Raw genomic sequence first — 26168 nt, 5'->3', positions numbered from 1 at the left:
ACCATGTATAAGCAACCTACAATAGCCACTCTTTTATTCTTGTTATTTTCTATTCATTTAACTTTTTCTCAAAGTGTAAAATTTGGAAAAGTCTCAAAGCAAGAACTGGAAGAAAAATTCTACCCTTTAGACTCTAGTGCTAATGCAGCTATTTTATACAAAAAAAGAAGAACCTTTTATAAATACAATCAGGGTAATGGCTGGGAATTGAAAACTAGAATTCATGAACGCATTAAAATTTACAATAAAGAAGGTTATGATTGGGCAACAAAAAAAATAAATCTTTACAAGGCTGATGAAGATGAAAGTGCATCTATAAAGGCATATACCTTTAATTTAATTGATGGTAAAATTGAAAAGATCAAACTGAGTAATAAAGAAATATTTGATGAAGAAGTAAATAAATATTGGAAAAGTAAAAAATTTACAATGCCTAATTTAACTGAGGGTAGCGTTATTGAATGGGAATACACCATTACTTCTCCCTACTATTGGAATATTAATGATATGGTTTTCCAATATACGATCCCAATAAAATATATAGACACAAAAGTAACCACGCCAGAATTTTTTATATTCAAAAACAAGTCTAAAGGTTTTTTACCAATTAACATTAATAAAAGTACGAAAGCTTCAAATGTAATTTTAAATTCTAAAAATAGAAGCGATGGTCGAGTTGCTACTACTACTTTCAGTCAAGATAAAATTGATTATCAGTCAAATGTTATTCACTGCTTTCAAAAGGATATACCTGCGCTCGTTAAAGAACCATATGTAAACAACTTAGATAATTATATATCTACCTTAGAATTTGAAATAACGGCTTATAAGCCTAAATATGGATCACATAAGTATTATAATACTACTTGGGAAAATGTGACTGAGACAATTTATAAAAATTCAAATTTTGGAGAGCAACTAAAAAAAACTTCGCATTTTAAAGATGATTTAGCTTCATTAGTAAGCAAAACTGCTCCAGCACAAGAAAAAATTATTAAAATTTTTCAATTTGTTAAGGATAAAATTAAGTGGGATAATTATCAAAGTAAGTATTGTGATAAAGGGGTAAAAAAAGCTTATAAAGACGGAACCGGTAATGTTGCTGAAATTAATTTAACCTTAGTTGCTATGCTTCGTGAAGCTGGTCTTAAAGCTAACCCCGTTTTAGTAAGTACACGTGATCATGGTATTCCCCTCTTCCCAACAAGTGAAGGCTTTAATTATGTCATTGCATGTGTCCAGGCTCAAGATGATATGATTTTATTAGATGCGACCGAAAAATATAGCTTACCTAATATTTTACCAGTTAGAGATTTAAACTGGCAAGGTAGAATTGTTAGTGATGACGGTAAATCTACATCAGTAAATTTGTTTCCCAATAAAGCTACTTCTGAAAAAATCTATTTAAATGCCAAAATAGATACTGAAGCTTTATTAAGCGGGTCTTACAGAGTGAGCTACGACAACTTATCTGCTTTGAACTATCGTAATAAATATAACAAACTAAGTGAGGAAGATTTAATTGGACAACTTGAAGAAAAGAATGACGGTATTGAAATTACAGAGTTAAAAGTTAGAAATAAAGAGGATATTGGTAAACCACTGATGCATACAATAAATTTTGAAGCCGACAATCAAGTTGAGATTATAGGAGATAAAATGTATTTTTCTCCGCTACTCTTTTTAACAGAAAAAGAAAATCCTTTTAAATTAGAAGACAGGAAGTATCCTATAGATTTCACATCAGCTTGGGAAGAAAAGTATTCTATAAACATAACAATACCCGAAGGTTATACAATAGAATCAAAACCAGAAAATGGCGCATATGCATTACCTGATAATTTAGGTTCTTATAAATTTATTATTGCGACTACAGACGATAAAATACAAGTATTGTCTAACATGGAAATAAAAACTCCTATTTTAACACCTGAGTATTATAAATCTTTAAAAGAATTTTATAAAATGGTGATTGATAAGCAACTTGAAAAAGTTGTTTTAACCAAAATGTAAAAATAAAAACTCAACGAATTCATTGGGGGTTTTTATTTGTTTTCTTTTTTTAGAACATTTATGTCTTTTATAACCCTCTCCATATCTTTTTTATCAGTACCGTCGTAGAACCCCCTAATTCGCCGTTTTTTATCAACCAGAACAAATTGTTCAGTATGAATAAAATCTTGTACGCCTCCATCTCCTTCATCTAAGACGGCAAAATAAGATTTACGAGCTAAATCGTAAATATGCTTTTTATCACCAGTAGTTACATTCCATTTTTCGTCAATAACACCCTTGTCTTTTGCATATTGCTTTAAAATAGGGACGCTGTCCATAACGGGGGTTACAGAATGTGATAAAAACATAATCTCTTTATCATCTTTAAAATGCTCTTGTAAAGTCCCCATGTTATTCGTCATGATGGGGCAAATGGTAGCACATCTGGTAAAGAAAAAATCGGCCACATAAATCTTGCCTTCGTAGTTCTTGTTAGTAACAGTATCGCCCTTTTGATTGATTAATTTAAAGTTGGCAATTATATGATTGCTCTTTTTGTGTTGTAATGAATAATCTACCAATCTAGGGTTTACATCTGATGGGCTATATACAGGTAAACGTTCTTTAGGAGTCAATAAATAATTGCCAATGATTACTGCCAAACCAAAAATAAGCCCTATAAACAATAATGTTGATATTGATTTTTTATTTAATAAGCCATTCATTGACAGTTTTTTTTATATTTGTGTACACTAACCTACTCCCCAATCACTCAAACATACTGCAAAGTTATTGCTATGAATAGATTTGTACAAATATGCGTGTTGTTATTTTCGGCTATTGTCTTTAGTCAAAATAGTAATATAAGTCTTCAAAATTCTTATCTGTCTGAATTATTAAATTCTATAGAAGATAATTCTTTTGCAACCTTTGATACGGACCGAACAGACTGGAGAAAGGAAACAATTCAAAGAATTACTTCAGATGCAAATATTCCAAAGGTTAACTACTCTAAAATGGCTATGATATTGCATATGCTGAAATATAAAATTGGTGACAAAGCTTTTTATAAGGGTATTGAAAATTATAAATCATATTTAGTTAAAGAAAATAGCACAGCCGATCTTGAAGATTTTAAATACTATCTTGAAGACATAAGTGGTGAAGAATTAACCTTTTTTTTTAACGATTGGTTTAAAGGAAATGGACATCCATCATATGAAATTACTTGGTTTCAAAACAAGAGTTCAGGCGACATGCATTTTTCTTTAAAGCAAACGCAAAAGGATGCTGATGCCATTTTTTATGAACTGCCAGTTCCTATTGAAGTACAAGGTACTAATGGGGAATCAAAATTGATACGATTGGAGGTAAGTGATAATGATCAAAATTTTACTGGTAATATTTCATTTAAAGTGGAACAAGTTATTATTGACCCCGAACATCATTTGATTTCAAGCAACAATAGTGTAAAATTGGGTGTTGATCAAGAAAAGCTCAATGCCACAATCACTTTATTCCCTAACCCCGCAACTAGTGATTTTCAGATTCGAAATACGAGCGAAGCTATAGTAGAAAGAGTATCTATTTATAACATGTTGGGCAAATTAGTACTTGAAAAAACAGACGCATTGACTACGACCATTAATTTGGAACCCTTAGCTTTAGGGGTACATTTAGTTAAAATCGAGACTTCTAAGGGAACACTTCAAAAGACAATCCTTAAAAAATAGACCAAAATTTAACGTCTATTTAACCCAATTAACAAAGCTGTTTTTAACTCTAAAATCTTACATTTGTAGGCTTAAAGAAAAGGATTTTTTGAAATGGAAATTTTTATAAAAGTATCACAATTCTTATTGAGTTTGTCAATATTGATTGTGCTACATGAATTGGGGCATTTTATCCCTGCAAAATTATTCAAGACCAAGGTAGAGAAATTTTATCTGTTTTTTGACTATAAGTTTTCACTGTTTAAGAAGAAGGTTGGTGAAACAGTATATGGTATTGGTTGGATACCACTAGGAGGTTATGTGAAAATTGCTGGTATGATTGATGAAAGTATGGATACTGAGCAAATGAAAGAAGAGCCTAAACCATGGGAATTTAGATCAAAACCAGCATGGCAAAGATTGATTATTATGTTAGGTGGTGTTACAGTGAATTTCATATTAGGAATTCTATTATACATCTTAATACTAAATATTTGGGGCGAAAAATACCTTCCTAATGAAAATTTAACAGATGGTATTTGGGTTCAAGATGAACTAGGGAAGGATCTAGGTCTTGAAACAGGCGATAAAGTGTTGAGAATTGATGGTAATGAAGTTGAGAAATTCAGCAATCTTTTACCTGAATTTGTAAACGGAAGCTCATATACCATAGAACGAAATGGAAAAATTCTTGAAAGGGAAATTCCTATTGATTTTATTTCAAAACTAGTTGATCGTGATAGAGATCAAGGCAGTTTTTTATATCCAAGAATGCCATTTGTTGTTGGTCAAATACCTGATAGTTCTTTAAATTCTAACGGTAAATTGTTATCTAAAGATGTTATTGTTTCTATCAATAATGAGTCTACAAAGTATTTTGATCAAGTTGCGAACTTATTGGAATCTAATAAAGGACAAAATGTTTCTGTAGCTATAAAAAGGAATGGTGAAGATGTTATAGTTCCTGCAAAAGTTAGTAATGAAGGAAAATTTGAGATTTACCCTGCAAGTTTATCCATTTTAGACATGAGTAAAATGGGTTATTACAATCTCAAAACTAAGAACTATTCATTTGTTCAAGCCATTCCTGCTGGGATCAAGAAGAGTTATACTACACTAGTAAATTACATCAAACAGTTTAAAAAGATTTTAAACCCTAAAACAGGAGCCTATAAAGGATTAGGAGGATTTATTACTATTGGTAGTATTTTCCCAGCAACATGGGACTGGCAAACGTTTTTAAGCATTACGGCTTTTTTGTCTATTATGCTTGGTTTTATGAACTTATTGCCCATTCCTGCATTAGATGGTGGTCATGTGGTATTTACACTGTATGAAATGATCTCTGGGAGAAAACCTAGTGACAAGTTTTTAGAATACGCGCAAGTAGCTGGTTTTGTAATTCTTATGGGATTATTGCTGTTTGCAAACGGTAATGATGTTTACAGATGGGTTAGCGGTAAATTCTAAAAACAAGTCATTAATTAGTTTAATATTTATCAAAGAATTAACTGAAAAGTACAAATTATTCATTAGAACGACTATATTATTATTTGCTCTGTAGTTGTTCATTTATTGGTACTGATAATTAGAAACAGTCCTATAACTAACACCATTTATATCGATTAAATTTCGTGTTTGTTTCAGTATATTGTCATTTGAATCAAATTCATATTCAAATGTGACTGTTTCAGAAATATCGCCAGACATGACATACCCCTTAATATATTTTTCACTTATTTCAAAAGAGTCAAAATCTCCTAAACCACTTTGCTTATTCAATGAAGAATTGTTTTTCCATTCCTCACCAAATAAGTATTTTGTATAGTTATAAGAATCTGTTGTTTTCTTATCTAAATAAGAGTACTGAATTTTGAAAAAAGTGCTACCATCTTGCTTTTTATTAATCACTTGAGATAAATCATCATTACTGTATTCAAAAACATAAGTAGAAATAAGCAGATCGTTTGGGTCATACAGCTCATCATTTGCCATTTGGTTTGCATCATTTATTGAAATAATATTTTTTTGCATTCCACCATCACTCCAAGATAAAGTAGTGTTGATTTTATTTCCATCATATATTACCTCTTTTTCCCGACTTACATCAATGCCAACATTAAAGGGTATTACTTTTTTTGATATCAATCTTTTAGAACCGTCATAAATATATGTTGTTACCCATTCCAAATTGGAATTCGAATCAAACTCTGAAATTTTGTGTATCAAACTTTCCTTATATTCCATTTTATCATAACTGCCATCGGAATATTCAATACTAATCAACTTATCATCATCGAATTTTAACTTTTTAGTTAAGTATGGGGTGGTATTATTTCTAGAGTAATATTCTTTTGATATTGAAACTAAATTTTTAGTATCACTTTGTAAAGTATCATCAGAAGAACATGATAAGACACTGCTCCCAATTATAAAAGCAAGTACTAAATTTAAATTTTTCATATTAATTTGGTTTTGGAAAATCATAATATTCTAACGGAACAATTGATACATTATTATTACTTCTAAAATAAAAGAAAAAACTTCATATAAAAAGATGAAAATAAAACATAATCAGTATAATATAAAAAACTCGAAGCACAAGATGCTTCGAGTTTTTTATATTATCAAATTTGATATTAATTCTAGTCGGCTAGAATAATGATTTTATTTTCATTTAATTCAATAGTACCTGAATCAATTGACATAACAAGAACCCTATCATCATCAATATGAGGTTTTAAATGCCCACTTAGTTCATCAAACTCTAAATGCTCTTGAGTATGCACATGTATTTTCACCTCTCCTTCAGCTAACAATGATACAATTGGAGCGTGATTTTCCAGCATTTGGAATTCACCATTAATACCTGGTACTGTAACAGAATCTACAGTGGAACTAAATATAACAGCTTCTGGTGTTACAATTTCTAAATACATCTTTTTTATGAGTTATGAGTTATGAGCTATGAGCTATGAGTTAAACATTCTAAACTCTGAACTCACATCTCTGAACTATATTTACGCTTCTGCCTCAGCTAGCATTTTCTCACCGGCATCAATTGCTTCCTGAATAGAACCTTTTAAGTTAAAGGCAGATTCAGGATATTTATCCAACTCACCATCCATGATCATATTAAAGCCTTTAATGGTGTCTTTAATATCTACCAATACACCTGGAATACCTGTAAATTGCTCTGCAACATGAAAAGGTTGCGATAAGAAACGTTGTGCTCTACGAGCTCTATGAACTACCAACTTATCTTCTTCTGACAATTCTTCCATACCAAGAATAGCAATAATATCTTGTAACTCTTTATAGCGTTGTAACAATTCTTTTACACGTTGAGCTGTATTGTAATGCTCATCACCTAAAATTTCAGGAGTCAAGATACGAGATGTAGAATCTAACGGATCCACAGCTGGATAAATACCTAGCTCTGCAATTTTACGAGATAATACCGTTGTTGCATCTAAGTGCGCAAATGTTGTTGCAGGCGCAGGATCTGTCAAATCATCCGCAGGTACATACACCGCCTGAACAGATGTAATAGAACCTGTTTTAGTAGAAGTAATACGCTCTTGCATAGCACCCATTTCAGTTGCTAATGTAGGCTGATATCCTACCGCCGATGGCATACGTCCTAAAAGTGCAGACACCTCTGAACCGGCTTGGGTAAATCTAAAAATATTATCAACGAAAAATAATACGTCTTTCCCTTGTCCATCTCCTGCTCCATCACGGAAATATTCAGCAATCGTCAATCCTGATAAAGCTACACGAGCACGTGCTCCAGGAGGCTCATTCATCTGACCAAAAACAAATGTTGCTTTTGAATCTTTCATGTCTTTTTTGTCTACTTTTTGAAGATCCCATCCACCTTCTTCCATAGAGTGCATGAAATCATCACCATATTTAATAATGCCCGACTCTAACATTTCACGCAATAAATCATTTCCTTCACGTGTTCTTTCACCTACCCCAGCAAATACTGATAGACCACCATGTCCTTTGGCGATGTTATTGATTAATTCCTGAATCAATACTGTTTTACCAACTCCTGCTCCACCAAACAATCCAATCTTACCACCTTTTGCATAAGGCTCAATTAAGTCAATTACCTTAATACCTGTAAAAAGCACTTCAGTTGATGTAGATAACTCCTCAAATTTAGGAGCTTCACGGTGAATTGGTAAACCATCTTTACCTTCTTTAGGTAAATCACCTAATCCATCAATAGCATCACCAGTTACATTAAAAAGACGACCATAGATATCATCACCTATTGGCATTTGAATAGGATTACCTGTAGATACAACCTCATAACCTCTACTCAAACCATCAGTAGAATCCATAGCGATACAACGAACGGTATCTTCACCTATATGTTGCTCAACTTCTAAAACCAACATTGTACCATCTTCTCTTGTAATCTCTAATGAATCATAAATCTGAGGTAAGTCATTTTCTGTTGCAAACTCAACGTCAATAACCGGGCCTATGATCTGTGCAATTTTACCTGTAACTTTTGACATTACTTATTTATTTAATATTATGCTTTTTAACTGAAGGAAAACGCTTCTGGTTTTCGCGCTGCAAAGATACTTTTTTAATTTAAAAATTAAAGTTGTTTGAGGTCTTTTTTAAGCATAAAAAAATGCCTTCATTTTGAAGGCATTTTTCCTATTGTTTATTTCACTACCTATTGTAAAGAAGGAGGATAGATTATTGGATAATCTAAAGCTTTAGCTGTGGTTCCAGATTCAATAAAATTAGTACCAAAAGAATCATCCAAAGCCTCTAAAAATTTATTGGCCATTAATGCATATCCTCTAGATGTTAAATGTATTCCATCTAAACTCACTAAACCACCAAAAACTAAATCAGCAGTCATAACAAAATCATCAAAAGGTACGCCTAGACCTTCTGTTGCGGCTTGCGTTAAAACACTATTAAGATCTACAAGAACCACATTTGGATTTGTATTGGTTACTGCCTCTATAGTAGCGTTATAAGCATCTGTAGCGTTAATAATCTCTGTTTGCTCACTAGGTAGTAATACCCACTTATCTTCTAGTGGTAGCGTAATACCCTCTACAGCAAATTGACCAGCTACTGCAAGTGGTATTCCTTGACCAACAAGGGCACCAACAACGCCTTCATTAACTGTACCTATTACAGAGCTACTTGGTAACACAAATAAATCAGCAGCAGTTGCAGGTCTAACTTGACCATATGCACCACCCAATAAAGTTGCAACTGTAGCTTTTGTCAAATCATCTGTAGGAAGCTGAAAACTCTGTAGTAAAGCTTCAAAAGCAGGACTAGGGATTAATGCATCTCTTATATTGAGAGCTTCGTTTGACAGTGTCTCATCACTAATAACTACTGGACTTGCTTCACTAGTTGAGAATGTAATAGCTCTTTCTGGCACCCCAGCATCCACAAAAGCTAAATTTAAAACTCCAAATACAGAATTCAATGTTGGAATCAATGGACCATAAGTTTCATCGCTTGGATCTAAAGGATTATGTGGAACTGTCGTAAAGTGCGGTAAATCTGTAATATAAGGTACGTTAGTAACTAAACCTGTTGCACCTATACCTGTTAATTGGGCTACAATAGCACCAAAAGTTTGGTCAAAGCCCACACCCGGTGGTCCGTCAGATGGTGTTATTGGGTTAGTCCCATCACCTCCAGTAGTAGCATAGCCTAATACATCATTACCTCCTATTTCAGATAATGTAAAAAATGTAGGATTTTGATCCAAAGCATCTCCTAACATCGTTGCGTTTCCAGCAGATGCCATTCTTACAAAAAATGGATTTGCAGTAGCCGGATCTGTTAATAATCCAGCAGGATTTCCATATCCATCAAACAATAAATGAAAACTCTTAGCTCCTGGAACTCCCATATTACTATATGGACCCGAAGTACCCGCTGTAACTTCATTCGTAGGTGTAGCATCTAATGTTGCTGGACCAGCTCCGTTAAAAAACAATCTTGGTCCTTGAATTTCCGTACCTCCAAAAAGTAAACCTCCAATATTATCATTTGTTAAAGGTTGTGTAAAGTTTGCCGTACCAAATTGCTGTGCTAAAATGTTAGGAAAAGAATTTTCTTGACCAGCTAAAAATAAAGCCCCATCAGTAAAACCTGCAGTAAATGACGCACCAAGAGCAACATAATTAGAAAAATCTAGACCATTTGTATTTAGTGCAGGTAATTCTGCAACCGGCGGCAAATTAGGTTCTACGGTATCATCTATCTCACAAGCAACAAAAGCAAGCGACATTAAAGCCAACAATACATATTTATATTTTGAATACATTTTCATTTTATTTTAATTGTTAATTACCAGAGAAACAAAATACTGTGATCCCACTGCTCCTGCTCCTACCGCACTTCTATATTCGTCACCACCAATATTTGATGCACCCACTTTAATGGTTGATTTTAACTTAGGTATTCTTAGGTTAACTTGAGCATCAATAACAGTTCTTTCAGATACTAGTGCATTGGCAATACTGGCTTGCCATAAAAATTCATCTTGCCATCTAGCATTAATGTTAAAGCCAAAATTTTCAAACAATTTTGTGTGCCCAAAAGAAAACTTCACCTTATGCTCTGGTGTGTTAAAACCAACTTGAAAATCAGGATCATCTTCTTGGTCGAAATCCAATTTAGCATATGTGTAACTCGCACCAATGTCAAATCCACCAATTTTTGTATTTAATCCAATATTTGCTCCATAAGAGGAAACATCTGCAGAAGAATTCGTATAGGTTTGAAAAGCAGTGAAGTTACCTGTAGCAAGATCTTGAATACCTGAAGCATCGGCAGTACTTCCATCATTAGGTGTAATAACAACTTCCTGACTTATAAAACCTTCATAACTATTTAAGTAGACATTCAAATCTACATCTACCTTAGCAATTCTTCCTCTATATCCAACATCATAAGCAGTTACTTTTTCAGGAGCTACTAAATCTGTTGGCGCTTGAACTAAAAGACTAGCATCTCCTGTTGCAGAAAATGCATCTACAGAAGTTCTTGTATACGAATCAAAATAGGCATCTCTTGCCGTTAAATCAGTACCAGGTAATATTCTATCTAAGTTGTCAGGTGATGAACCAACCAATATAGCTCTACCCACATTAAAGCCTATAAATAAGGATTGTGTATCTGGGTTTCTAAAACCTGTTTGAAAAGAAGCTCTAAAGTTATGATTTCTATTCTCACCTGCTGAATATACTAATGAAGCTCTAGGTGAAATATTTGCATCAAAAAATTCATTCTTATCATATCTTATAGATCCTGTAAGTTTTAATCGCTCATCGGCAAACTTTTTACTGGCTTGTATGTAAGCACCTATCTCATCATATTTTATAGGACCATCATAATCGGTGAAAATAGTACCAAATGAATTTAATGCATATTGTCTATAGGATCCTCCTATTTGAAGGTCTACTGCATCATTTAACATTTTTGAAAAATTGTAATTCCCTTCTGCATGATATGACTTCGTATTATCTAAAAACTTAGACCCTGTAGCAACATCAGGATCAGATGTTACTTGATCAAATAAAGCTCTAAATTCAGGAGTACCTGGTTCAGGTCTGTAGGCTGCGTCGGCCGCTACTCTACCAGCCGCGTGTGCTTGTTCATTTGTCGCACCGCCTAAAACATTTTGCACATAAGTTCCTGCATAAGTACCAAACCATTCAAGAGCATTTACTCTATTCATATTGATACCTGTAAAACGCATATCATAAGAATCACCAGCATCTTCAGCGGTGGTATATCCTCTTACAAAGAAATTATCTCCTTTAACTTCCAGTTTATGTTGCTGTATGAAGAAATTCTTTAACTGATATCTATTAGCCCCTTGGTATATACTCCCTCCAAACCCTAGACGAGAATTCCAAATAACTTCTATATCATTTTCAAAAGGTCTATAATTCAGCGAAAAATCAGCTTTTAAACTTTCCGCATCATAATCAGTTAAATCTTGTTCTCTATATCCGGTACGCCCAACATCAACCGCTGGTAATAATGCTGCGGCGCCAGAAGGTATTAATCCCATTTGCTCTAATAAAACTCCTGCTCCTCTAAGGTCTGTTCCTAAAGCAGAGGTAGAAATTTCATCACCATAAATGTTCAACCCATCATGTGCGTATCTTGACGGTTCAGCAGGAATAATAAAATCAGGATCTCCTACAGTAGCTCCTACATCACTGTATTGATTTGTATCAGTGGCAAACCAATCTGTACCTTTTAGGTAAGAAAATGAAGCTTTTGCAGCAAACTTTTCACTAAACGCATGAGCTGCTCTTATACCAAAATCAACAAAATTATTGTCTCCAGCTGCTTCCTGAGAAGTTAAACCTGTTTTTACATAAGCACTAATTCCCTGGTGCTCAAAAGGGTTTTTACTAGTCATAAATAAGATACCGTTAAAGGCATTAGCTCCATATAATGCTGAAGAGGCTCCTGGTAATAATTCTACACTTTGAACATCCAACTCATTAATACCAATTAAATTACCTAGCACGAAGTTTAATGCAGGTGAGGAGTTATCCATTCCATCAATTAATTGAACGAAACGCGTGTTTGCAAACGTAGCAAAACCTCTGGTATTTACAGAATTAAAAGTTAAACTACTTGTATTTACATCTACACCTTTTAGGTTCTCAAGACCTTGATAGAAATTAGCAGTTGAAGTATTTTTTATGGCTCGAGCATCCATTCTCTCAATAGTTACTGGAGACTCTCTTACGCTTTCGGGAGTTCTTGAGGCAGAAACTACAACTTCATCCAGTTGAGTTCCTTCAACAAGTTTTACATCTAATTTTTGATTATTTTCTGTTACTTCAACTGTTTGGCTTTCATAACCTACAGAAGAAAAAACAATTTTAAAAGGAAGTGGTTCAGCAACTTCTAACGTGAAATTTCCGTCAAAATCAGTGCTGGTTCCAATAAATTTACCTTCAACCCTAACAGTAACACCAGGTAGTGGCTGGTCATTACCCGCGTCAAGGACGGTTCCAGAAACTACTGTTTGTGCATATACTGTTATGCCAAAGAATAGTGCAAAAACAACAGTAAAAAGTTTATTCATAATGTTTATTTAAATGGTTAACAAAGTCGCAAAATACAATTTTTTTTATACCATCCAATAGCAAGAGCCCCATTTTCTTGAGAATTCTTAAAAATATGACTTGCTCTATTGAAAACTTAGAAATAGATTGATTAATTTTGTTGTTCATTTTTCATTTTTAATAGTTTAGCATAAAATTTCTTAGCCACTTTCAGTGAAGATTTTTCATTCGTATCACAATTTTTCTAAATCAAATATTACTTCAGTTGTCACCATCGGAACTTTTGACGGTGTACATTTAGGGCATCAGGAAATTATAAAAAAACTCACTTTAGATTCTGGAAAAAGCGGGAGTGAATCGGTAATTCTTACTTTTTTCCCGCATCCTAGAATTGTATTACAAAAAGGAAATGGAGTGAAACTATTGAATACTATTGATGAAAAAATAGCACTGCTGGAAAAAAGTGGTCTTAATAATTTAATAGTACAACCCTTTACCAAGGAATTTTCAAGATTAACAGCTCTTGACTTTGTTAGGGAAGTACTAATAGATAATTTAAAAACCAAAAAACTCATCATTGGATATGATCATCGATTTGGTAGAAATCGCGAAGGTAGTTTTGAGCAATTACAAGAATACAGTAAGCTCTTAAACTTTGAATTAGAAGAAATTCCTGCCAAAGATTTAAAGGATATTACAATTAGTTCAACTAAGATAAGAAGTGCATTAGAGGAAGGTAACATTGAAAAAGCCAATTCTTATTTGGGCTATAACTATATATTGACTGGTAATGTAGTGCAAGGAAAAGCATTAGGACGCCAATACAACTACCCAACTATTAACATTGATATTAAAGAAGAATATAAGCTCATACCAGAATCTGGTGTTTACATTGTTGAAACTCAACTTGAAAACGATCGTTATTTTGGCTTAATGAATATTGGTAAGCGTCCTACTGTTGATGGATCAAAACAAACTGTTGAAGTGCACGTTTTAGATTATGATGGCAATTTGTATGGTGAAAAAATTCAAGTTGGTGTATTAAAAAGATTACGTGATGAGAAAAAGTTTGATTCATTAGAGGCTTTATTTTCACAGATAAAAAGAGACGAACTAAAAGCACGAGAATTGATTAAGAGTGGAAAGGTTACTTTTTAGACATATAGACAATTCGCCGTTAATTGTTTTTAGAATCATTTTTGGTTTATTACTTTTTCTAGAGTCATGGGGAGCCATTCTTACCGGTTGGGTTACCAAAACGATGGTTGAGCCAAAATTCACCTTCAATTTTATAGGCTTTGAATTTTTACAACCCTTACCAGGAAATGGAATGTATGTCTATTACATTATTATGGGGATTTTCGGTTTTTGCGTTATGATAGGTTATCGTTATAGATTAGCTATGGTAGGTTTCTTCTTGATGTGGTCTGCTACTTATTTAATGCAAAAGACATCTTATAACAATCATTATTATTTAACTGCCTTACTCAGTTTTTTAATGATCTTTCAACCAGCCAATAACTACCTATCTTTTGATGTAAAAAGAAATCAAAATTTAAAAGCTATTTCTGTTCCCTATTGGACATCCCTTATTTTAATGCTACAAATAGGTTTGGTCTATTTCTATGGAGGAATTGCAAAGATTTATCCCGATTGGTTACAAGCAATTCCTGCACGGTTATTTTTACTTTCAAAAGCAGATTATCCGCTGGTTGGTGGTCTTTTTAAAACAGAGTGGTTTCCTTATTTTTTAAGTTATGGCGGATTGCTGTTTGATCTACTGATCGTTCCATTACTATTGATCAAGCGAACACGTATTTTTGCTTTTTGCTTGTCTATATTTTTTCATTTGTTCAATGCTATTGTGTTTCAGGTAGGCATATTTCCATTTTTAAGTCTGGCTTTTGCAGTCTTTTTCTTCAAACCTTCAGTTACCAGAAATTTATTCTTGAAAAAGAAACCGCTTTATGACAAAAATGAAATTATCATTCCTGATTATAAGAAATGGCTCATTCCTTTTTTATTAGTTTATTTTACAATTCAAATTGCATTACCCCTGCGACATTGGTTTATAAAAGATAATGTATTGTGGACAGAAGAAGGGCACCGATTAAGTTGGCGAATGATGCTAAGGGCAAAAGGTGGATACACTACTTTTACAGTAATTGATAAAGAAACTAATAAAAAAGAGAGAATTCTTCTAGATGATTATCTAACTAAAAAACAACAGCGAACTGTAAGTTCAAAACCTGATGCAATCTGGCAATTTGCTCAACATCTTAAGAAGCAATATGCAAAAGAAGGAAAAGGTATTAGAGTCTACGCTTCTTCAAAGGTTAGTGTCAATGGAAGACCATATCAATCTTTGGTTAATGATACTATAGATTTGACCAACATCAAATGGGATCATTTTAAACATAGTGAATGGCTTTTACCATTTGAAAATAAACTTCAAAAAAAGGATCGCAAATAGTATCTTTGCTGACTTATTAAATAAAGATCATGTTACAAGTTGCTTTTATAAGAGAAAATAAGGACAAAGTCTTAAAAGGGCTTGCGGTTAGAAATTTTGTTAATGCTGAAAAGTTAGTAGATGCAGTAATTTCAGTAGATGAAACAAGAAGATCAACACAGGCAGAGCTCGACACTGTATTGGCGGAATCTAATTCCTTATCAAAAGAAATTGGCACATTGTTTAAGTCTGGTGAAACTCAAAAAGCAAATTTATTAAAGGAAAAAACAGGTCAATTAAAAGAGCAATCAAAACAACTTGCAGAACAATTAAACTATGCTCAAAATGAGTTAAATGAGCTATTATATCAATTGCCAAATATTCCAAATGATTTGGTGCCAAGTGGTTCTAATGAAGAGGATAATGAGGAAGTTTTCAAAGAAGGTAAGATTCCAACATTAGATGAAAATGCTTTACCTCATTGGGAGTTGGCAAAAAAATATGATATCATAGATTTTGATCTGGGTGCTAAAATAACAGGTGCCGGTTTTCCTGTTTACAAAGGAAAAGGTGCCAAATTGCAACGTGCATTAATCAGTTACTTCTTAGATAAAAATACCGATGCGGGATATAATGAAGTTCAAGTACCTCACTTAGTAAATGAGGCTTCTGGCTATGGCACAGGACAACTTCCTGACAAAGAAGGACAAATGTATCATGTAACCGGAGATAATCTATATTTGATACCTACTGCAGAAGTGCCTGTAACCAATTTATATCGTGATGTTATGCTAAAAGAGGATGATTTCCCTATCCTACACACTGGGCACACACCATGTTTCAGGCGAGAAGCCGGTTCATATGGCGCGCATGTCAGAGGCCTGAATAGACTACACCAATTTGACAAAGTAGAAATCGTACGCGTTGAGCATCCAAGCAAATCTTATGAAGCTTTAGATGGTATGGTAGAGCATGTAAAAGAAATACTTAGAGAATTAAAATTACCCTATAGAATTTTAAGGCTTTGCGGAGGTGATCTTGGCTTTACTTCTGCTTTGACGTATGACTTTGAAGTTTATTCAACTGCGCAAAACAGATGGTTGGAAATTAGCTCTGTTTCAAATTTTGAAACATTTCAGGCTAACAGATTAAAATTAAGATTTAAAAATAAGGAGGGTAAAAGAGCACTCGTGCATACTCTTAACGGAAGTGCTTTAGCGTTGCCAAGGGTACTGGCAGGTATCCTAGAAAATTACCAGACAGAAAAAGGCATAAAAATTCCTGAAGTACTACAAAAATATACCGGTTTTTCTGTAATTGACTAGTTATTAGCAACGGAAAGCATTAGCTTTTTATAACGATTCATAGCAATTAATTCATTTAGATAAGCTGCTATGTTACCATTTTTCATAAAAAGTTTCGCTCTGAATTTTGAGTTTTCGTAGTGTTTCTTTAATTCGATCATTGTAAAAATAATTTAGTTGTTTATACTTAAGACAAATGTCATGCCAAAATGTTACAGCGTAATTCTTTTTACCATATAGATTTATCAAATTTTTAACACTTCTTTTACTACCTTTGAAGCAGTACTATAACGTTATGCGGATAAAAATTATTGCCATATTCCTTTTAATTACTGCAATTGGCTATTCGCAAAACTCTCAATTAGCCTATCGATACTTCAGAAAAGGAGAGTATGAAAAAGCAGCTTCTATTTACAAACAACTCTATCAAAAAAGTAAAGTTAGACGTGATTATTTTAAAAAACTGCTCTCTTGTTATCAATTAACTGAAGATTTTCAAAAAGCCGATGAATTGATTCAAGACAGGATTAACTTATACCCTGAACATAGTTATCTTAATATTGAATTAGGTTATAATTTACAGCTACAAGATAAAAAAGAAGAGGCACTACCTTACTATGATAAAGCTTTAAAGGCAATTCCAGAATTTCCATTTGAAGCAAATCAAATAGGTAACACTTTTAAAGAAAATCACCTATTAGAATATGCAATTAAAGCCTACTCTCTGGGTATGAAGCTTAATCCTGATTCCAATTATTTTCCGTACCTGGCAGCCATATATGCTGAGCAAGGTGAAATAGAAAAAATGTTTGACGCTTACTTAAGTATGGTTGAGAAAAATGATAGTTATTATTCAACAGTACAACGTTATGCTGGTAGGTTTGTTACTGATGATAACCAAGACAATAATAATATTCTTTTCAGAAAATTATTGTTAAAACGATTACAAACATCACCCAACGATTCCTGGAATAAATTACTCAGTTGGCTGTACATGCAGCAACGCGATTATGGCAAAGCACTCATACAAGAAAAAGCATTGTTTAGAAGATCTGGTGAAGCATTGGTTAGAGTATTAGAAGTTGGTCAAATAGCATTTGATAATAATGATTACACAACTTCAAAGGATGCTTTTTCATATGTTTTAGAAAATGCCAATATTCCTGAAATGATTATTGATGCAGAGTTGTTTTTATTAGATAGTGATGTAAAAACTGCCAACAATGAAATAGAAATCGATTCTGTGGAGGCTAAATTCAATAGACTATTGGATAAATATGGTACTGATAATACTACTATAGATTTACAAATTTCATATGCTGATTTTTTAACCTTTAAAAAAGACGAACCTCAAAAAGCAATAGAAATTTTAAAAGGTGCTTTAGAAAAATCAACTTCTGAGTTAGAACATGGCTCTATCAAAGTTAAATTGGCTGATGTCTTAGTATATACAGGAAAATTCAACCAAGCACTGATCAATTACACTCAGGTTCAAACCAAAGTTAAAAACAGTACACTAGCTCAGGAAGCGCGCTTTAAAGTGGCACAAACATCCTATTTTAAGGGAGACTTTAAATGGGCTTTAGCACAACTAAAAGTATTGAAAGGTTCTACATCGCAATTAATTGCTAATGATGCTGTTGAACTTCATTTATTGATATCTGATAATTTAGGATATGATTCCATTCCAAAAGCACTACAATCATACGCAAAAGCAGATTTATTGGCTTTTCAAAATAAAAATAATCAAGCTATTGATAGCTTAAATATAATCCTCAACACCTACAAAGATCATACAGTTCAAGATGAAGCATTATTTAAGCAAGGAGAATTGTTCGAAAAAACCCAACAATTTGATTTTGCTGAGCATAACTATCAAAAAATAATTGAGTTAGATAAAGAGGGTATATTAGTTGATAATGCTTATTTTAGGTTAGGAGAATTGTATGAAACGCATTTAAATGATCTTGAAAAGGCAAAAGAAATGTATCAAAAGATCATTTTTGATTATCCTTCAAGCATATACCTAGTAGATGCGCGTAAGCGTTTTAGGAAATTGAGAGGTGATCAAATCAATTAATTTAATAGATGTGTCAATTTGAAAGTTTATTACCCTGAATCGACTCATTAGATAATTATTAAATTAAACAGATGTATATATACAACGTAACTATAAATATTGACGATAGTGTACATGCCGAATGGCTTGTTTGGATTAAACAGCATATAAATGAAGTTTTAGAAACAGGACGTTTTGTAAGTGCTAAAATGGCCCAAGTTCTCGTAGAAGAAGAAATGGGCGGTACTACCTACTCCATACAATATACAGCTAAAACAAGAGAAGATTTAGATGATTATTATAAATATGATGCTGGTAAACTCCGAAAAGATGGTATGAAAAAATTTGCCGATAAAATGGTAGCCTTTAGAACAGAACTTCGGGTTATTGATGAGTTTTATCCTATAGTAGCTAGTAATTAAAACTCTACTATACTTTTAAATGTCTGTTAAAGCAAAAAAACATCTGGGGCAACATTTTCTAAAAGATGAAAATATAGCTCAAAAAATAGCCAATTCTTTAGCTGGAAAAGATTATCAAGATGTCCTAGAAATTGGACCTGGAATGGGGGTTTTGACCAAGTATCTACTTCAAAAAGACTTCACAACACATGTTATTGAAATTGACAGAGAATCTGTAGATTATTTAGAGATTCATTATTTAAACCTTGCTGATCGCATTATTTCTAAAGATTTTTTAAAGATCAACTTAGACGATTTTTTTGAAAATAGGCCACTAGCAATTATTGGTAACTTTCCATACAATATTTCTTCGCAAATTGTTTTCAAAACTATAGAAAACAGACATCGCATTCCTGAATTTGCAGGTATGTTTCAAAAAGAAGTAGCCCAACGTATTTGTGAAAAACCAGGATCAAAAATCTATGGTATCTTATCGGTACTCACTCAAGCCTTTTATGATGCAGAATATTTATTTACTGTACCTCCATCAGTTTTTAACCCACCGCCTAAAGTAGATTCAGGTGTTCTCAGACTAACCCGTAAAGAAAATTATTCATTACCTGTTGATGAATCTTTATTTTTTAGAGTCGTTAAAACGGCCTTTAATCAACGAAGAAAAATGCTTCGCAGTAGTTTAAAATCTTTCAACCTACCAGATAAATTAAGAGAAGATGCTATATTTGCGCAACGTCCTGAGCAACTGTCTGTTCAGGATTTTATCAATCTGACGCAAAAAATAGCTAGCAATGCCATTTGAGATTACCAAAGAGCTTCTTGAACAACTAGAAGCATATATTTCTAAAGGAAGAGATCAAGCCGTTCTTGATTCTTTAGGAGATGCTCACTATGCTGATATTGCAGAAGTATTGCATCAAATGAGTTTTGATGAAGCTATTTACATCATTAAACTCTTAGATAGTGAGGTTACATCAGATATCTTAATGGAACTTGATGAAGATATTCGTGAGAATATCTTGAAAAATCTCTCTGCAAAAGAAATTGCCGAAGAACTTGAAGAATTAGACACCGATGATGCCGCTGATATGGTTGCTGAGCTTCCAGAAGAAAGGCAGCAAAATGTAATCTCAGCAATAGAAGATGAAGAGCATAAAGCTGAAATAAAAGAGCTTTTAGCATATGATGAAGATTCTGCCGGAGGTTTAATGGCTAAAGAACTCGTTAAGGTTTATGAAACCTGGACGGTAGCAGGTTGCTTACGCAGAATTAGGGGGCAAGCCAAAGATGTAAGGCGTGTGCATTCTATTTATGTAGTTAATAAACAAGATCAACTCATTGGAAGACTATCTTTAAAAGATTTGATCATAGCCAAAAATGAACAAAAAATAGCGGATATCTTTATAGAAAATGTAGATTCTGTGCATGTAAATGAAGATGGCGAGGAAGTGGCTAAAATTATGGCAAAATATGACTTGGAAGCCATCCCCGTTGTTGATGATAATAAAGTTTTATTAGGAAGAATTACTATAGATGATATTGTAGACCTTTTAAAAGAAGAAGCAGAAAAAGACTATCAATTAGCTGCTGGTATTACGCAAGAAGTTGAAGCCGATGATAGCATTATAGAATTAACACGTGCGCGACTACCCTGGTTAATATTAGGACTTATAGGTGGCCTTGGTTCAGTGATTATTATGGAAGGGTTTGAAGGGGCACTTGCTAATTATAAAGAGCTATTTTTCTTTACACCTTTGATTGCTGCCATGGCTGGAAACGTTGGTGTACAGTCTTCTGCAATCATTGTTCAAGGTTTGGCAAATGATACTGTAAAGGGCAGTTTGTTCAATAGATTAATGAAAGAAGTTGGGTTGAGTTTAATTAATGGAATTGTACTGGGGGTACTGGTTATTTTAGCTGGTTTTGTCATGCACACAAATATTGATATCAGTATCACCATAGCGATTTCAATGGTAAGTGTTATTGTTGTAGCAGCGCTTATTGGCACTTTTGTACCTATTATTTTAGACAAAAGAGGTATAGATCCTGCCATCGCCACAGGACCGTTTATTACTACCAGCAATGATATTTTTGGAATCTTCTTGTTTTTCTATATTGCCAAATTAATCCTCGGGTTTTAGGTTGTAAAGAAGTCGAAGATATTTGTTAGATCATTCACCTTAGCTTTGTAAAACTCCGTATATGTGCATCGCTCACAGGTTACAGAAGTATATTTTTGATTTTGAATATCAAAAATAGATGATAAGGTACCACCAGTACCTCTTAGCTCGCCAATTTTGTAATTCTTATGATTGCACTTGGGGCAGGTATAGTTAAGGTTTTTCATGTTGATAAAAGTTTTTGATTAATGAGTGTATACTATTAGTATCTACATACAATAAAAAGTTACACAAATGTATCTGTCAATGATCTGCTTTTAACGCATTCTCATGTAATAATTTTAGTTAATTTTGCCTTTCAATTTTTAGAGATGTCTGAAGAGAAAAAATCATTGAATTTTCTAGAACAAATCATTGAGGAAGATTTAGCAAATGGATTGGAAAAAAATAAGCTTCGTTTTCGCTTTCCGCCAGAACCTAATGGCTATTTACATATAGGTCATGCTTCTTCTATTTGTTTAAATTTTGGTTTAGGTTTAAAATATAATGCACCGGTAAATTTGCGTTTTGATGATACCAATCCTGCCAAAGAAGAACAAGAATATGTAGACGCTATTAAAAATGACATTCAATGGTTAGGTTTTGAATGGAAAAATGAGTTGTATTCTTCAGATTATTTTCAGCAGTTATATGATTGGGCAATAGAACTTATTAAAAAAGGAAAAGCCTATGTAGATGACCAGTCTTCTGAAGAGATTGCCAAGCAAAAAGGAACACCTACTGAACCCGGAACGAATAGCCCCAATAGAGATCGATCAGTAGAAGAAAATTTAGAGTTATTCAAGCAAATGAAAAATGGTGAATTTCCTGAAGGTTCTCATGTATTGCGCGCTAAAATTGATATGGCTTCGCCAAATATGTTAATGCGTGACCCAATTATTTATCGTGTACTGAGAAAAGCACATCATAGAACAGGTTCTAATTGGAACATCTACCCTATGTATGACTGGGCACATGGTGAATCAGACTACATTGAAGGCATTTCACACTCTTTATGTACTTTAGAGTTTAAACCACATCGCAAATTGTATGATTGGTTTTTAGATCAAATTTATGATGGAGGTCAGCGTCCTAAACAGCGAGAATTTGCTCGTAGAAATTTGAGTTATACGGTGATGAGTAAGCGCAAGCTTTTGCAATTAGTACAAGAAGGTCTTGTATCCGGTTGGGACGACCCTAGAATGCCAACCATTTCAGGTCTGCGGAGAAGAGGGTATGCCCCGAATGCTATTAGAAAATTTAGTGAAGTAGCTGGCATTGCTAAACGTGATAATGTAACCGATGTTGCCTTGTTAGAATTCTGTGTGCGCGATGATTTAAATAAAACTGCTCCTCGTGTGATGGCAGTTTTGAATCCGGTAAAACTGGTAATTACAAATTATCCGGAAGGTCAAGAAGAATGGTTAGATGCAGAGAACAACCCTGAAGATGAAAGCGCAGGTAGCAGAAAAGTGCCTTTTTCAAGGGAAATATATATTGAGCGTGAAGACTTCAGAGAAGAAGCCAATAAAAAATTTTTTAGGCTAAAACTAGGGAAAGAAGTTCGGTTAAAGAATGCATATATCATAAAGGCTGAATCTTGTGTAAAGGATGAGACTGGTGAAATAACAGAGATTCATTGCACATATGACCCTAAAAGTAAAAGTGGCAGTGGTACTGAAGAAAGTATGCGACGCGTAAAAGGTACTTTGCATTGGGTTTCCATTGCGCATGCGGTGAAAGCAGAAGTCAGAATGTACGACAGATTGTTTAATGACGAAGCACCTGATGGACATAAAGACAAAGATTTTAAAGAATTTATCAATCCAAACTCTCTGGTTATCAATAAAAATGCCTTTGTAGAGCCTAGTTTAAAAGACACAAAGCCAGGAAAACGTTATCAATTTCAACGTCTTGGGTATTTCTGTACAGATACTGATAGTACACCTGAACATCTGGTGTTTAATAGAACTGTACCGTTACGCGATAGCTGGGCTAAGATTGAAAAGAAGAACAGATAAAATTTGCGTTAGTCTGAGTGGTTTTCTAAAAGAAAATAGTATCGAAGACAAGTAAATTTTATAACTATATACTTCTGATGCAATCTACCTTAGTGGATCACTCGAAGTGACAAATAATGACTATTTGAAAGTAGTAGAACACATAAAATCTCCCATTCAAGACGAAATGGAACTCTTTGAACAAAAATTCAAAGAGTCAATGATCTCCAAAGTACCTCTTCTAAATAGGATTACTCATTTTATCATTCGTCGTAAAGGAAAGCAAATGCGCCCTATGTTTGTTTTTCTAGTTGCTAAAATGGTATCTAATGGTGATTTTAGAGAAAAAACGTATCGTGGCGCTGCTCTCATAGAATTGATTCATACTGGTTCACTTGTACATGATGATGTAGTTGATGACAGTAATCAACGTAGAGGCTTCTTTTCTATTAATGCTTTATGGAAAAATAAGATCGCCGTTTTAGTTGGTGATTATTTGTTTTCAAAAAGCTTATTGCTTTCTGTAGATCATGATGATTTTGATTTACTAAAATTAGTTTCTATAGCATTAAAAGAAATTACTGAAGGTGAATTATTACAAATTGAGAAAGCACGTCAGTTAGACATTACTGAAGAAATTTATTTTGAGATTATACGACAAAAAACGGCTACTTTAATTGCTGCTTGTTGTGGTATAGGTGCTGCATCTGTAGATGCTCATGAGGAAGAAATTCAGCGTATGCGGAAATTCGGTGAGTTGATAGGAATAGCTTTTCAAATAAAAGATGACCTCTTTGATTATACCGAAGAGAAAATAGGCAAACCTACAGGTATAGACATTAAAGAACGTAAGATGACCTTACCACTCATTTATACCTTAAATAATTGCTCTAAGAGTGAAAAAAGATGGTTAATCAATTCTATTAAGAATCACAATAAAGATAAAAAACGTGTAAAAGAGGTAATAGCCTTTGTAAAGCAACAAGGCGGAATAGAGTATACAACTCAAAAAATGCACGACTATAAAGATAATGCGCTCACTATTCTTGAAAATTACCCTGAATCACCATATAAAAGTTCTTTAATAGAAATGGTGAATTATGTAATAGAACGAAAGGTCTGATTTCATTGTTGTCTTTCTCCTATTTTTTCAATTTTTTGTAGCCACTTTTTTCGATATGAATCTTTTGATAATCTGAGTGAGCCAATTGTAGTAGTTTTTACCTTTTTAACTCCTACAAATTGCATTGTTAATCTTTTCATTGCCGAATGACTGGGGCTTCTATTAAATAATCTGTAATACCATACTGGTTGATCTAAAGTCGAAATAATTCTTGCAGATTTGCCCGTTAAAAACTTATCCCACCAAACAGAGTTTTCTCTTTTTTTAAAAGCAAATCCTGGAAGAAAAACTCTATCAATAAATCCTTTCATAATTGCAGGGTAAGATCCCCACCAAACAGGAAAAATCCAAACAATATGATTTGCCCATTTAATTTTTTCTTGCGCTTCTAATAAATCAGGCTCTAATTCAGTTCTCTTTCTATAACCAAATTCAAGGTTAGGGTTAAAACTTAAATCTCGTATAATTATCTCTTTTAGTTGAGCGTTAGATTTAACAGCTCCTTTCTTGTAAGATTCAAACAATCCAAATCCAAAACTTTCTTTATCAGGATGACCATTAATTATTACTATTTTCTTCATTTGTAAAATACCATAAATACAAATGTATTTTACAAATACTAGAATCTCCTTGACAAATATCAAGAAATTACTTTGCTCTAATCCTGCTTAAAGTTTCTGGGGAAATATTTAAATAAGAAGCAATATGTTTTAAAGCAACCCTTTGAAAAAGTTCAGGCTTTTTTGCCATTAAAATAGTATATCTTTCTTGAGCAGTGCGTAATTGCAGGTCATCCATTCTCTCAACTAAATCAACATAAATTTGTTGTAAAAATAGTCTTCCTAAGCGTTCATATTCTGGGCTTTCTTTAAATAAATTTTCTAAATCTGAATGTGAAATTTTAAAGACCTCTAAAACTTCAAGTGCTTCAATATTGTATTTACTTTTTTCACGCTGAATAAAACTATCTATGGCTGTTACACTCTCTTGCTCAACTGCTATATGACAAGTGATATCCTTATCTTCTCTATGGTAAAAAACCCGAGCAACTCCAGAAGTTAAAATATACATATGGTTGCATATTTTACCTGCTTCGTGCAAGATGTGATGCTTAGGATACTTTTCATATTGCATAATGCTCTGAAGTGCCTGAACAACTTCAGAATTATTGAGTAAAAAAGATTGAGATGTCATAATTTAAACGAGACTTAGTATCACTTCTTTATTAACCTCATGCTTTCCTTTAAAAGGAATTACTAAAGCTAATTCTCCAAAAAGCTTATAAAAATGTTTCTTCTCTTCTTCAACAAGTAGCTCATTTAGATATTCATCTTGAGTACCATAAACAAAAGAAACTTTAGTGGTATTACTTAAAAATTTAAAATCATCAGCCGTTAATTCATGAGGAACTCTACCGGATAAAAATACCAATTGATCGCATTTTAATTTTCTGCTGGCAACATAACGTGCCACAACAGAAACCCCTTGTGAATATCCTAAAACTATAAAGTTTAAATCTTCAGAAATCTTTTCAGCACTTACAACAGCATCAAAATACCGTAGGACGTTTTCAATCTCCTTGGCAGTATTCTCTTTGGTTAGCCAACTGGCTCCCACATGTCTATATTTTGAACCCAAATAGTACTTGCTTTGTGCCTGTGGCGCAATAATATAATTTTCTTCAGAATTCAAGCTATCAAAGTATTTCAGAAAATAACGACTCAAATAGCCAATACCATGACATACAAACCAGATATTTTTAGTTTTATCAGTGAGCTCATTTAAAGTAGCATAGGAATTTGTTGAAGTATACGAAACTTCTTTTTCTAAGGATTGCATAGCTTAAA

General features: G+C 33.3%; 23 protein-coding genes. 12 read left to right on the top strand and 11 right to left on the bottom strand.

Annotated features, from left to right (window positions below):
- Nucleotides 1-3: 3 nt before the first annotated feature.
- Complete coding sequence (locus AC1EU5_RS14970; RefSeq protein WP_480193227.1) at nucleotides 4-2013, top strand: transglutaminase domain-containing protein; 2010 nt, start codon at nucleotides 4-6, stop codon at nucleotides 2011-2013.
- 32 nt (nucleotides 2014-2045) lie between these two features.
- On the opposite strand, the gene AC1EU5_RS14965 is transcribed toward AC1EU5_RS14970, so the two are convergent.
- Nucleotides 2046-2720, bottom strand: a complete 675-nt coding sequence (locus AC1EU5_RS14965; protein WP_480193226.1) for an SCO family protein — start codon at nucleotides 2718-2720, stop codon at nucleotides 2046-2048.
- A 72-nt stretch (nucleotides 2721-2792) separates the two neighbouring features.
- On the opposite strand from AC1EU5_RS14965, the gene AC1EU5_RS14960 reads away from it, so the two are divergent.
- On the top strand, nucleotides 2793-3728 hold the full coding sequence (locus AC1EU5_RS14960; RefSeq protein ID WP_480193225.1) for a T9SS type A sorting domain-containing protein: 936 nt from the start codon (nucleotides 2793-2795) through the stop codon (nucleotides 3726-3728).
- Between the two features lie 93 nt (nucleotides 3729-3821).
- The gene (gene rseP / locus AC1EU5_RS14955; protein ID WP_480193224.1) at nucleotides 3822-5177 is read left to right on the top strand and encodes an RIP metalloprotease RseP; all 1356 of its coding nucleotides are present in this window, start codon (nucleotides 3822-3824) and stop codon (nucleotides 5175-5177) included.
- 102 nt (nucleotides 5178-5279) lie between these two features.
- On the opposite strand, the gene AC1EU5_RS14950 is transcribed toward rseP, so the two are convergent.
- The 5 genes from AC1EU5_RS14950 to AC1EU5_RS14930 form a co-directional block, all read right to left on the bottom strand.
- Nucleotides 5280-6170, bottom strand: coding sequence for a hypothetical protein (locus AC1EU5_RS14950; RefSeq protein WP_480193223.1), 891 nt, complete (start codon nucleotides 6168-6170; stop codon nucleotides 5280-5282).
- A gap of 182 nt (nucleotides 6171-6352) precedes the next feature.
- The gene (locus AC1EU5_RS14945; RefSeq protein WP_480193222.1) at nucleotides 6353-6646 is read right to left on the bottom strand and encodes a F0F1 ATP synthase subunit delta/epsilon; all 294 of its coding nucleotides are present in this window, start codon (nucleotides 6644-6646) and stop codon (nucleotides 6353-6355) included.
- An 81-nt stretch (nucleotides 6647-6727) separates the two neighbouring features.
- A complete protein-coding gene (gene atpD, locus AC1EU5_RS14940; protein ID WP_480193221.1) occupies nucleotides 6728-8242 on the bottom strand; it encodes a F0F1 ATP synthase subunit beta in 1515 nt (504 codons plus the stop codon).
- Nucleotides 8243-8409: 167 nt separating this feature from the next.
- The gene (locus tag AC1EU5_RS14935) at nucleotides 8410-10038 is read right to left on the bottom strand and encodes an SGNH/GDSL hydrolase family protein (protein WP_480193220.1); all 1629 of its coding nucleotides are present in this window, start codon (nucleotides 10036-10038) and stop codon (nucleotides 8410-8412) included.
- 12 nt (nucleotides 10039-10050) lie between these two features.
- Nucleotides 10051-12828, bottom strand: coding sequence for a TonB-dependent receptor (locus AC1EU5_RS14930; RefSeq protein ID WP_480193219.1), 2778 nt, complete (start codon nucleotides 12826-12828; stop codon nucleotides 10051-10053).
- Between the two features lie 193 nt (nucleotides 12829-13021).
- On the opposite strand from AC1EU5_RS14930, the gene AC1EU5_RS14925 reads away from it, so the two are divergent.
- From AC1EU5_RS14925 to serS, 3 genes are read left to right on the top strand one after another with little or no spacing between them, the layout of a single operon-like run.
- Complete coding sequence (locus tag AC1EU5_RS14925; RefSeq protein ID WP_480193218.1) at nucleotides 13022-13966, top strand: bifunctional riboflavin kinase/FAD synthetase; 945 nt, start codon at nucleotides 13022-13024, stop codon at nucleotides 13964-13966.
- Complete coding sequence (locus tag AC1EU5_RS14920) at nucleotides 13947-15281, top strand: HTTM domain-containing protein (protein WP_480193217.1); 1335 nt, start codon at nucleotides 13947-13949, stop codon at nucleotides 15279-15281. Before AC1EU5_RS14925 ends, AC1EU5_RS14920 begins: the two co-directional genes overlap by 20 nt.
- 29 nt (nucleotides 15282-15310) lie before the next feature.
- Nucleotides 15311-16585 carry a serine--tRNA ligase gene (gene serS, locus AC1EU5_RS14915; RefSeq protein ID WP_480193216.1) on the top strand — a complete coding sequence of 425 codons (1275 nt, stop codon included), beginning with the start codon at nucleotides 15311-15313 and terminating at the stop codon, nucleotides 16583-16585.
- Here serS and AC1EU5_RS14910 read toward each other — a convergent pair.
- Complete coding sequence (locus tag AC1EU5_RS14910; protein WP_480193215.1) at nucleotides 16582-16725, bottom strand: hypothetical protein; 144 nt, start codon at nucleotides 16723-16725, stop codon at nucleotides 16582-16584. The genes serS and AC1EU5_RS14910 overlap by 4 nt on opposite strands.
- Nucleotides 16726-16859: 134 nt before the next feature.
- On the opposite strand from AC1EU5_RS14910, the gene AC1EU5_RS14905 reads away from it, so the two are divergent.
- The 4 genes from AC1EU5_RS14905 (at nucleotide 16860) to mgtE (ending at nucleotide 21180) form a co-directional block, all read left to right on the top strand.
- Nucleotides 16860-18644, top strand: a complete 1785-nt coding sequence (locus AC1EU5_RS14905; RefSeq protein ID WP_480193214.1) for a tetratricopeptide repeat protein — start codon at nucleotides 16860-16862, stop codon at nucleotides 18642-18644.
- A 71-nt stretch (nucleotides 18645-18715) separates the two neighbouring features.
- Nucleotides 18716-19045 (top strand): DUF4286 family protein, encoded by a 330-nt coding sequence (locus AC1EU5_RS14900; RefSeq protein ID WP_480193213.1) that lies wholly within the window; start codon nucleotides 18716-18718, stop codon nucleotides 19043-19045.
- A 19-nt stretch (nucleotides 19046-19064) separates the two neighbouring features.
- Nucleotides 19065-19841: a 16S rRNA (adenine(1518)-N(6)/adenine(1519)-N(6))-dimethyltransferase RsmA gene (gene rsmA / locus AC1EU5_RS14895; protein WP_480193212.1), complete on the top strand. Its 777-nt coding sequence runs from the start codon at nucleotides 19065-19067 to the stop codon at nucleotides 19839-19841.
- Nucleotides 19831-21180: a magnesium transporter gene (gene mgtE / locus AC1EU5_RS14890; RefSeq protein WP_480193211.1), complete on the top strand. Its 1350-nt coding sequence runs from the start codon at nucleotides 19831-19833 to the stop codon at nucleotides 21178-21180. The genes rsmA and mgtE overlap by 11 nt, the downstream gene beginning before the upstream one ends.
- Here mgtE and AC1EU5_RS14885 read toward each other — a convergent pair.
- Nucleotides 21177-21386: a zinc ribbon domain-containing protein gene (locus AC1EU5_RS14885; RefSeq protein ID WP_480193210.1), complete on the bottom strand. Its 210-nt coding sequence runs from the start codon at nucleotides 21384-21386 to the stop codon at nucleotides 21177-21179. The genes mgtE and AC1EU5_RS14885 overlap by 4 nt on opposite strands.
- A gap of 144 nt (nucleotides 21387-21530) precedes the next feature.
- Between AC1EU5_RS14885 and AC1EU5_RS14880 the strand changes: the two genes are divergently transcribed.
- Nucleotides 21531-23219: a glutamine--tRNA ligase/YqeY domain fusion protein gene (locus AC1EU5_RS14880; protein ID WP_480193209.1), complete on the top strand. Its 1689-nt coding sequence runs from the start codon at nucleotides 21531-21533 to the stop codon at nucleotides 23217-23219.
- 124 nt (nucleotides 23220-23343) lie between these two features.
- Nucleotides 23344-24321 carry a polyprenyl synthetase family protein gene (locus AC1EU5_RS14875; protein ID WP_480193208.1) on the top strand — a complete coding sequence of 326 codons (978 nt, stop codon included), beginning with the start codon at nucleotides 23344-23346 and terminating at the stop codon, nucleotides 24319-24321.
- Between the two features lie 2 nt (nucleotides 24322-24323).
- Here AC1EU5_RS14875 and AC1EU5_RS14870 read toward each other — a convergent pair whose 3' ends face one another.
- The 3 genes from AC1EU5_RS14870 to AC1EU5_RS14860 form a co-directional block, all read right to left on the bottom strand.
- A complete protein-coding gene (locus tag AC1EU5_RS14870) occupies nucleotides 24324-24902 on the bottom strand; it encodes an NAD(P)H-dependent oxidoreductase (RefSeq protein WP_480193207.1) in 579 nt (192 codons plus the stop codon).
- A gap of 67 nt (nucleotides 24903-24969) precedes the next feature.
- Nucleotides 24970-25515, bottom strand: coding sequence for a Crp/Fnr family transcriptional regulator (locus tag AC1EU5_RS14865; protein ID WP_480193206.1), 546 nt, complete (start codon nucleotides 25513-25515; stop codon nucleotides 24970-24972).
- A gap of 3 nt (nucleotides 25516-25518) precedes the next feature.
- A complete protein-coding gene (locus AC1EU5_RS14860) occupies nucleotides 25519-26160 on the bottom strand; it encodes an alpha/beta hydrolase (protein ID WP_480193205.1) in 642 nt (213 codons plus the stop codon).
- Between the last annotated feature and the right edge of the window lie 8 nt (nucleotides 26161-26168).

The sequence above is a fragment of the Maritimimonas sp. 2405UD52-3 genome, from assembly GCF_056591715.1.
Note: the sequence above shows the minus strand (reverse complement) of the source record. Positions and strands in the feature narration are given on the sequence as shown.

Bases quoted from the DNA above. Each gene is read 5' to 3' on its own strand.
- AC1EU5_RS14970 (WP_480193227.1), top strand. From the start codon at position 4: ATGTATAAGCAACCTACAATAGCCACTCTTTTATTCTTGTTATTTTCT.
- AC1EU5_RS14965 (WP_480193226.1), bottom strand. From the start codon at position 2,720: ATGAATGGCTTATTAAATAAAAAATCAATATCAACATTATTGTTTATA.
- AC1EU5_RS14960 (WP_480193225.1), top strand. From the start codon at position 2,793: ATGAATAGATTTGTACAAATATGCGTGTTGTTATTTTCGGCTATTGTC.
- rseP (WP_480193224.1), top strand. From the start codon at position 3,822: ATGGAAATTTTTATAAAAGTATCACAATTCTTATTGAGTTTGTCAATA.
- AC1EU5_RS14950 (WP_480193223.1), bottom strand. From the start codon at position 6,170: ATGAAAAATTTAAATTTAGTACTTGCTTTTATAATTGGGAGCAGTGTC.
- AC1EU5_RS14945 (WP_480193222.1), bottom strand. From the start codon at position 6,646: ATGTATTTAGAAATTGTAACACCAGAAGCTGTTATATTTAGTTCCACT.
- atpD (WP_480193221.1), bottom strand. From the start codon at position 8,242: ATGTCAAAAGTTACAGGTAAAATTGCACAGATCATAGGCCCGGTTATT.
- AC1EU5_RS14935 (WP_480193220.1), bottom strand. From the start codon at position 10,038: ATGTATTCAAAATATAAATATGTATTGTTGGCTTTAATGTCGCTTGCT.
- AC1EU5_RS14930 (WP_480193219.1), bottom strand. From the start codon at position 12,828: ATGAATAAACTTTTTACTGTTGTTTTTGCACTATTCTTTGGCATAACA.
- serS (WP_480193216.1), top strand. From the start codon at position 15,311: ATGTTACAAGTTGCTTTTATAAGAGAAAATAAGGACAAAGTCTTAAAA.
- AC1EU5_RS14910 (WP_480193215.1), bottom strand. From the start codon at position 16,725: ATGATCGAATTAAAGAAACACTACGAAAACTCAAAATTCAGAGCGAAA.
- AC1EU5_RS14905 (WP_480193214.1), top strand. From the start codon at position 16,860: ATGCGGATAAAAATTATTGCCATATTCCTTTTAATTACTGCAATTGGC.
- AC1EU5_RS14900 (WP_480193213.1), top strand. From the start codon at position 18,716: ATGTATATATACAACGTAACTATAAATATTGACGATAGTGTACATGCC.
- rsmA (WP_480193212.1), top strand. From the start codon at position 19,065: ATGTCTGTTAAAGCAAAAAAACATCTGGGGCAACATTTTCTAAAAGAT.
- mgtE (WP_480193211.1), top strand. From the start codon at position 19,831: ATGCCATTTGAGATTACCAAAGAGCTTCTTGAACAACTAGAAGCATAT.
- AC1EU5_RS14885 (WP_480193210.1), bottom strand. From the start codon at position 21,386: ATGAAAAACCTTAACTATACCTGCCCCAAGTGCAATCATAAGAATTAC.
- AC1EU5_RS14880 (WP_480193209.1), top strand. From the start codon at position 21,531: ATGTCTGAAGAGAAAAAATCATTGAATTTTCTAGAACAAATCATTGAG.
- AC1EU5_RS14870 (WP_480193207.1), bottom strand. From the start codon at position 24,902: ATGAAGAAAATAGTAATAATTAATGGTCATCCTGATAAAGAAAGTTTT.
- AC1EU5_RS14865 (WP_480193206.1), bottom strand. From the start codon at position 25,515: ATGACATCTCAATCTTTTTTACTCAATAATTCTGAAGTTGTTCAGGCA.
- AC1EU5_RS14860 (WP_480193205.1), bottom strand. From the start codon at position 26,160: ATGCAATCCTTAGAAAAAGAAGTTTCGTATACTTCAACAAATTCCTAT.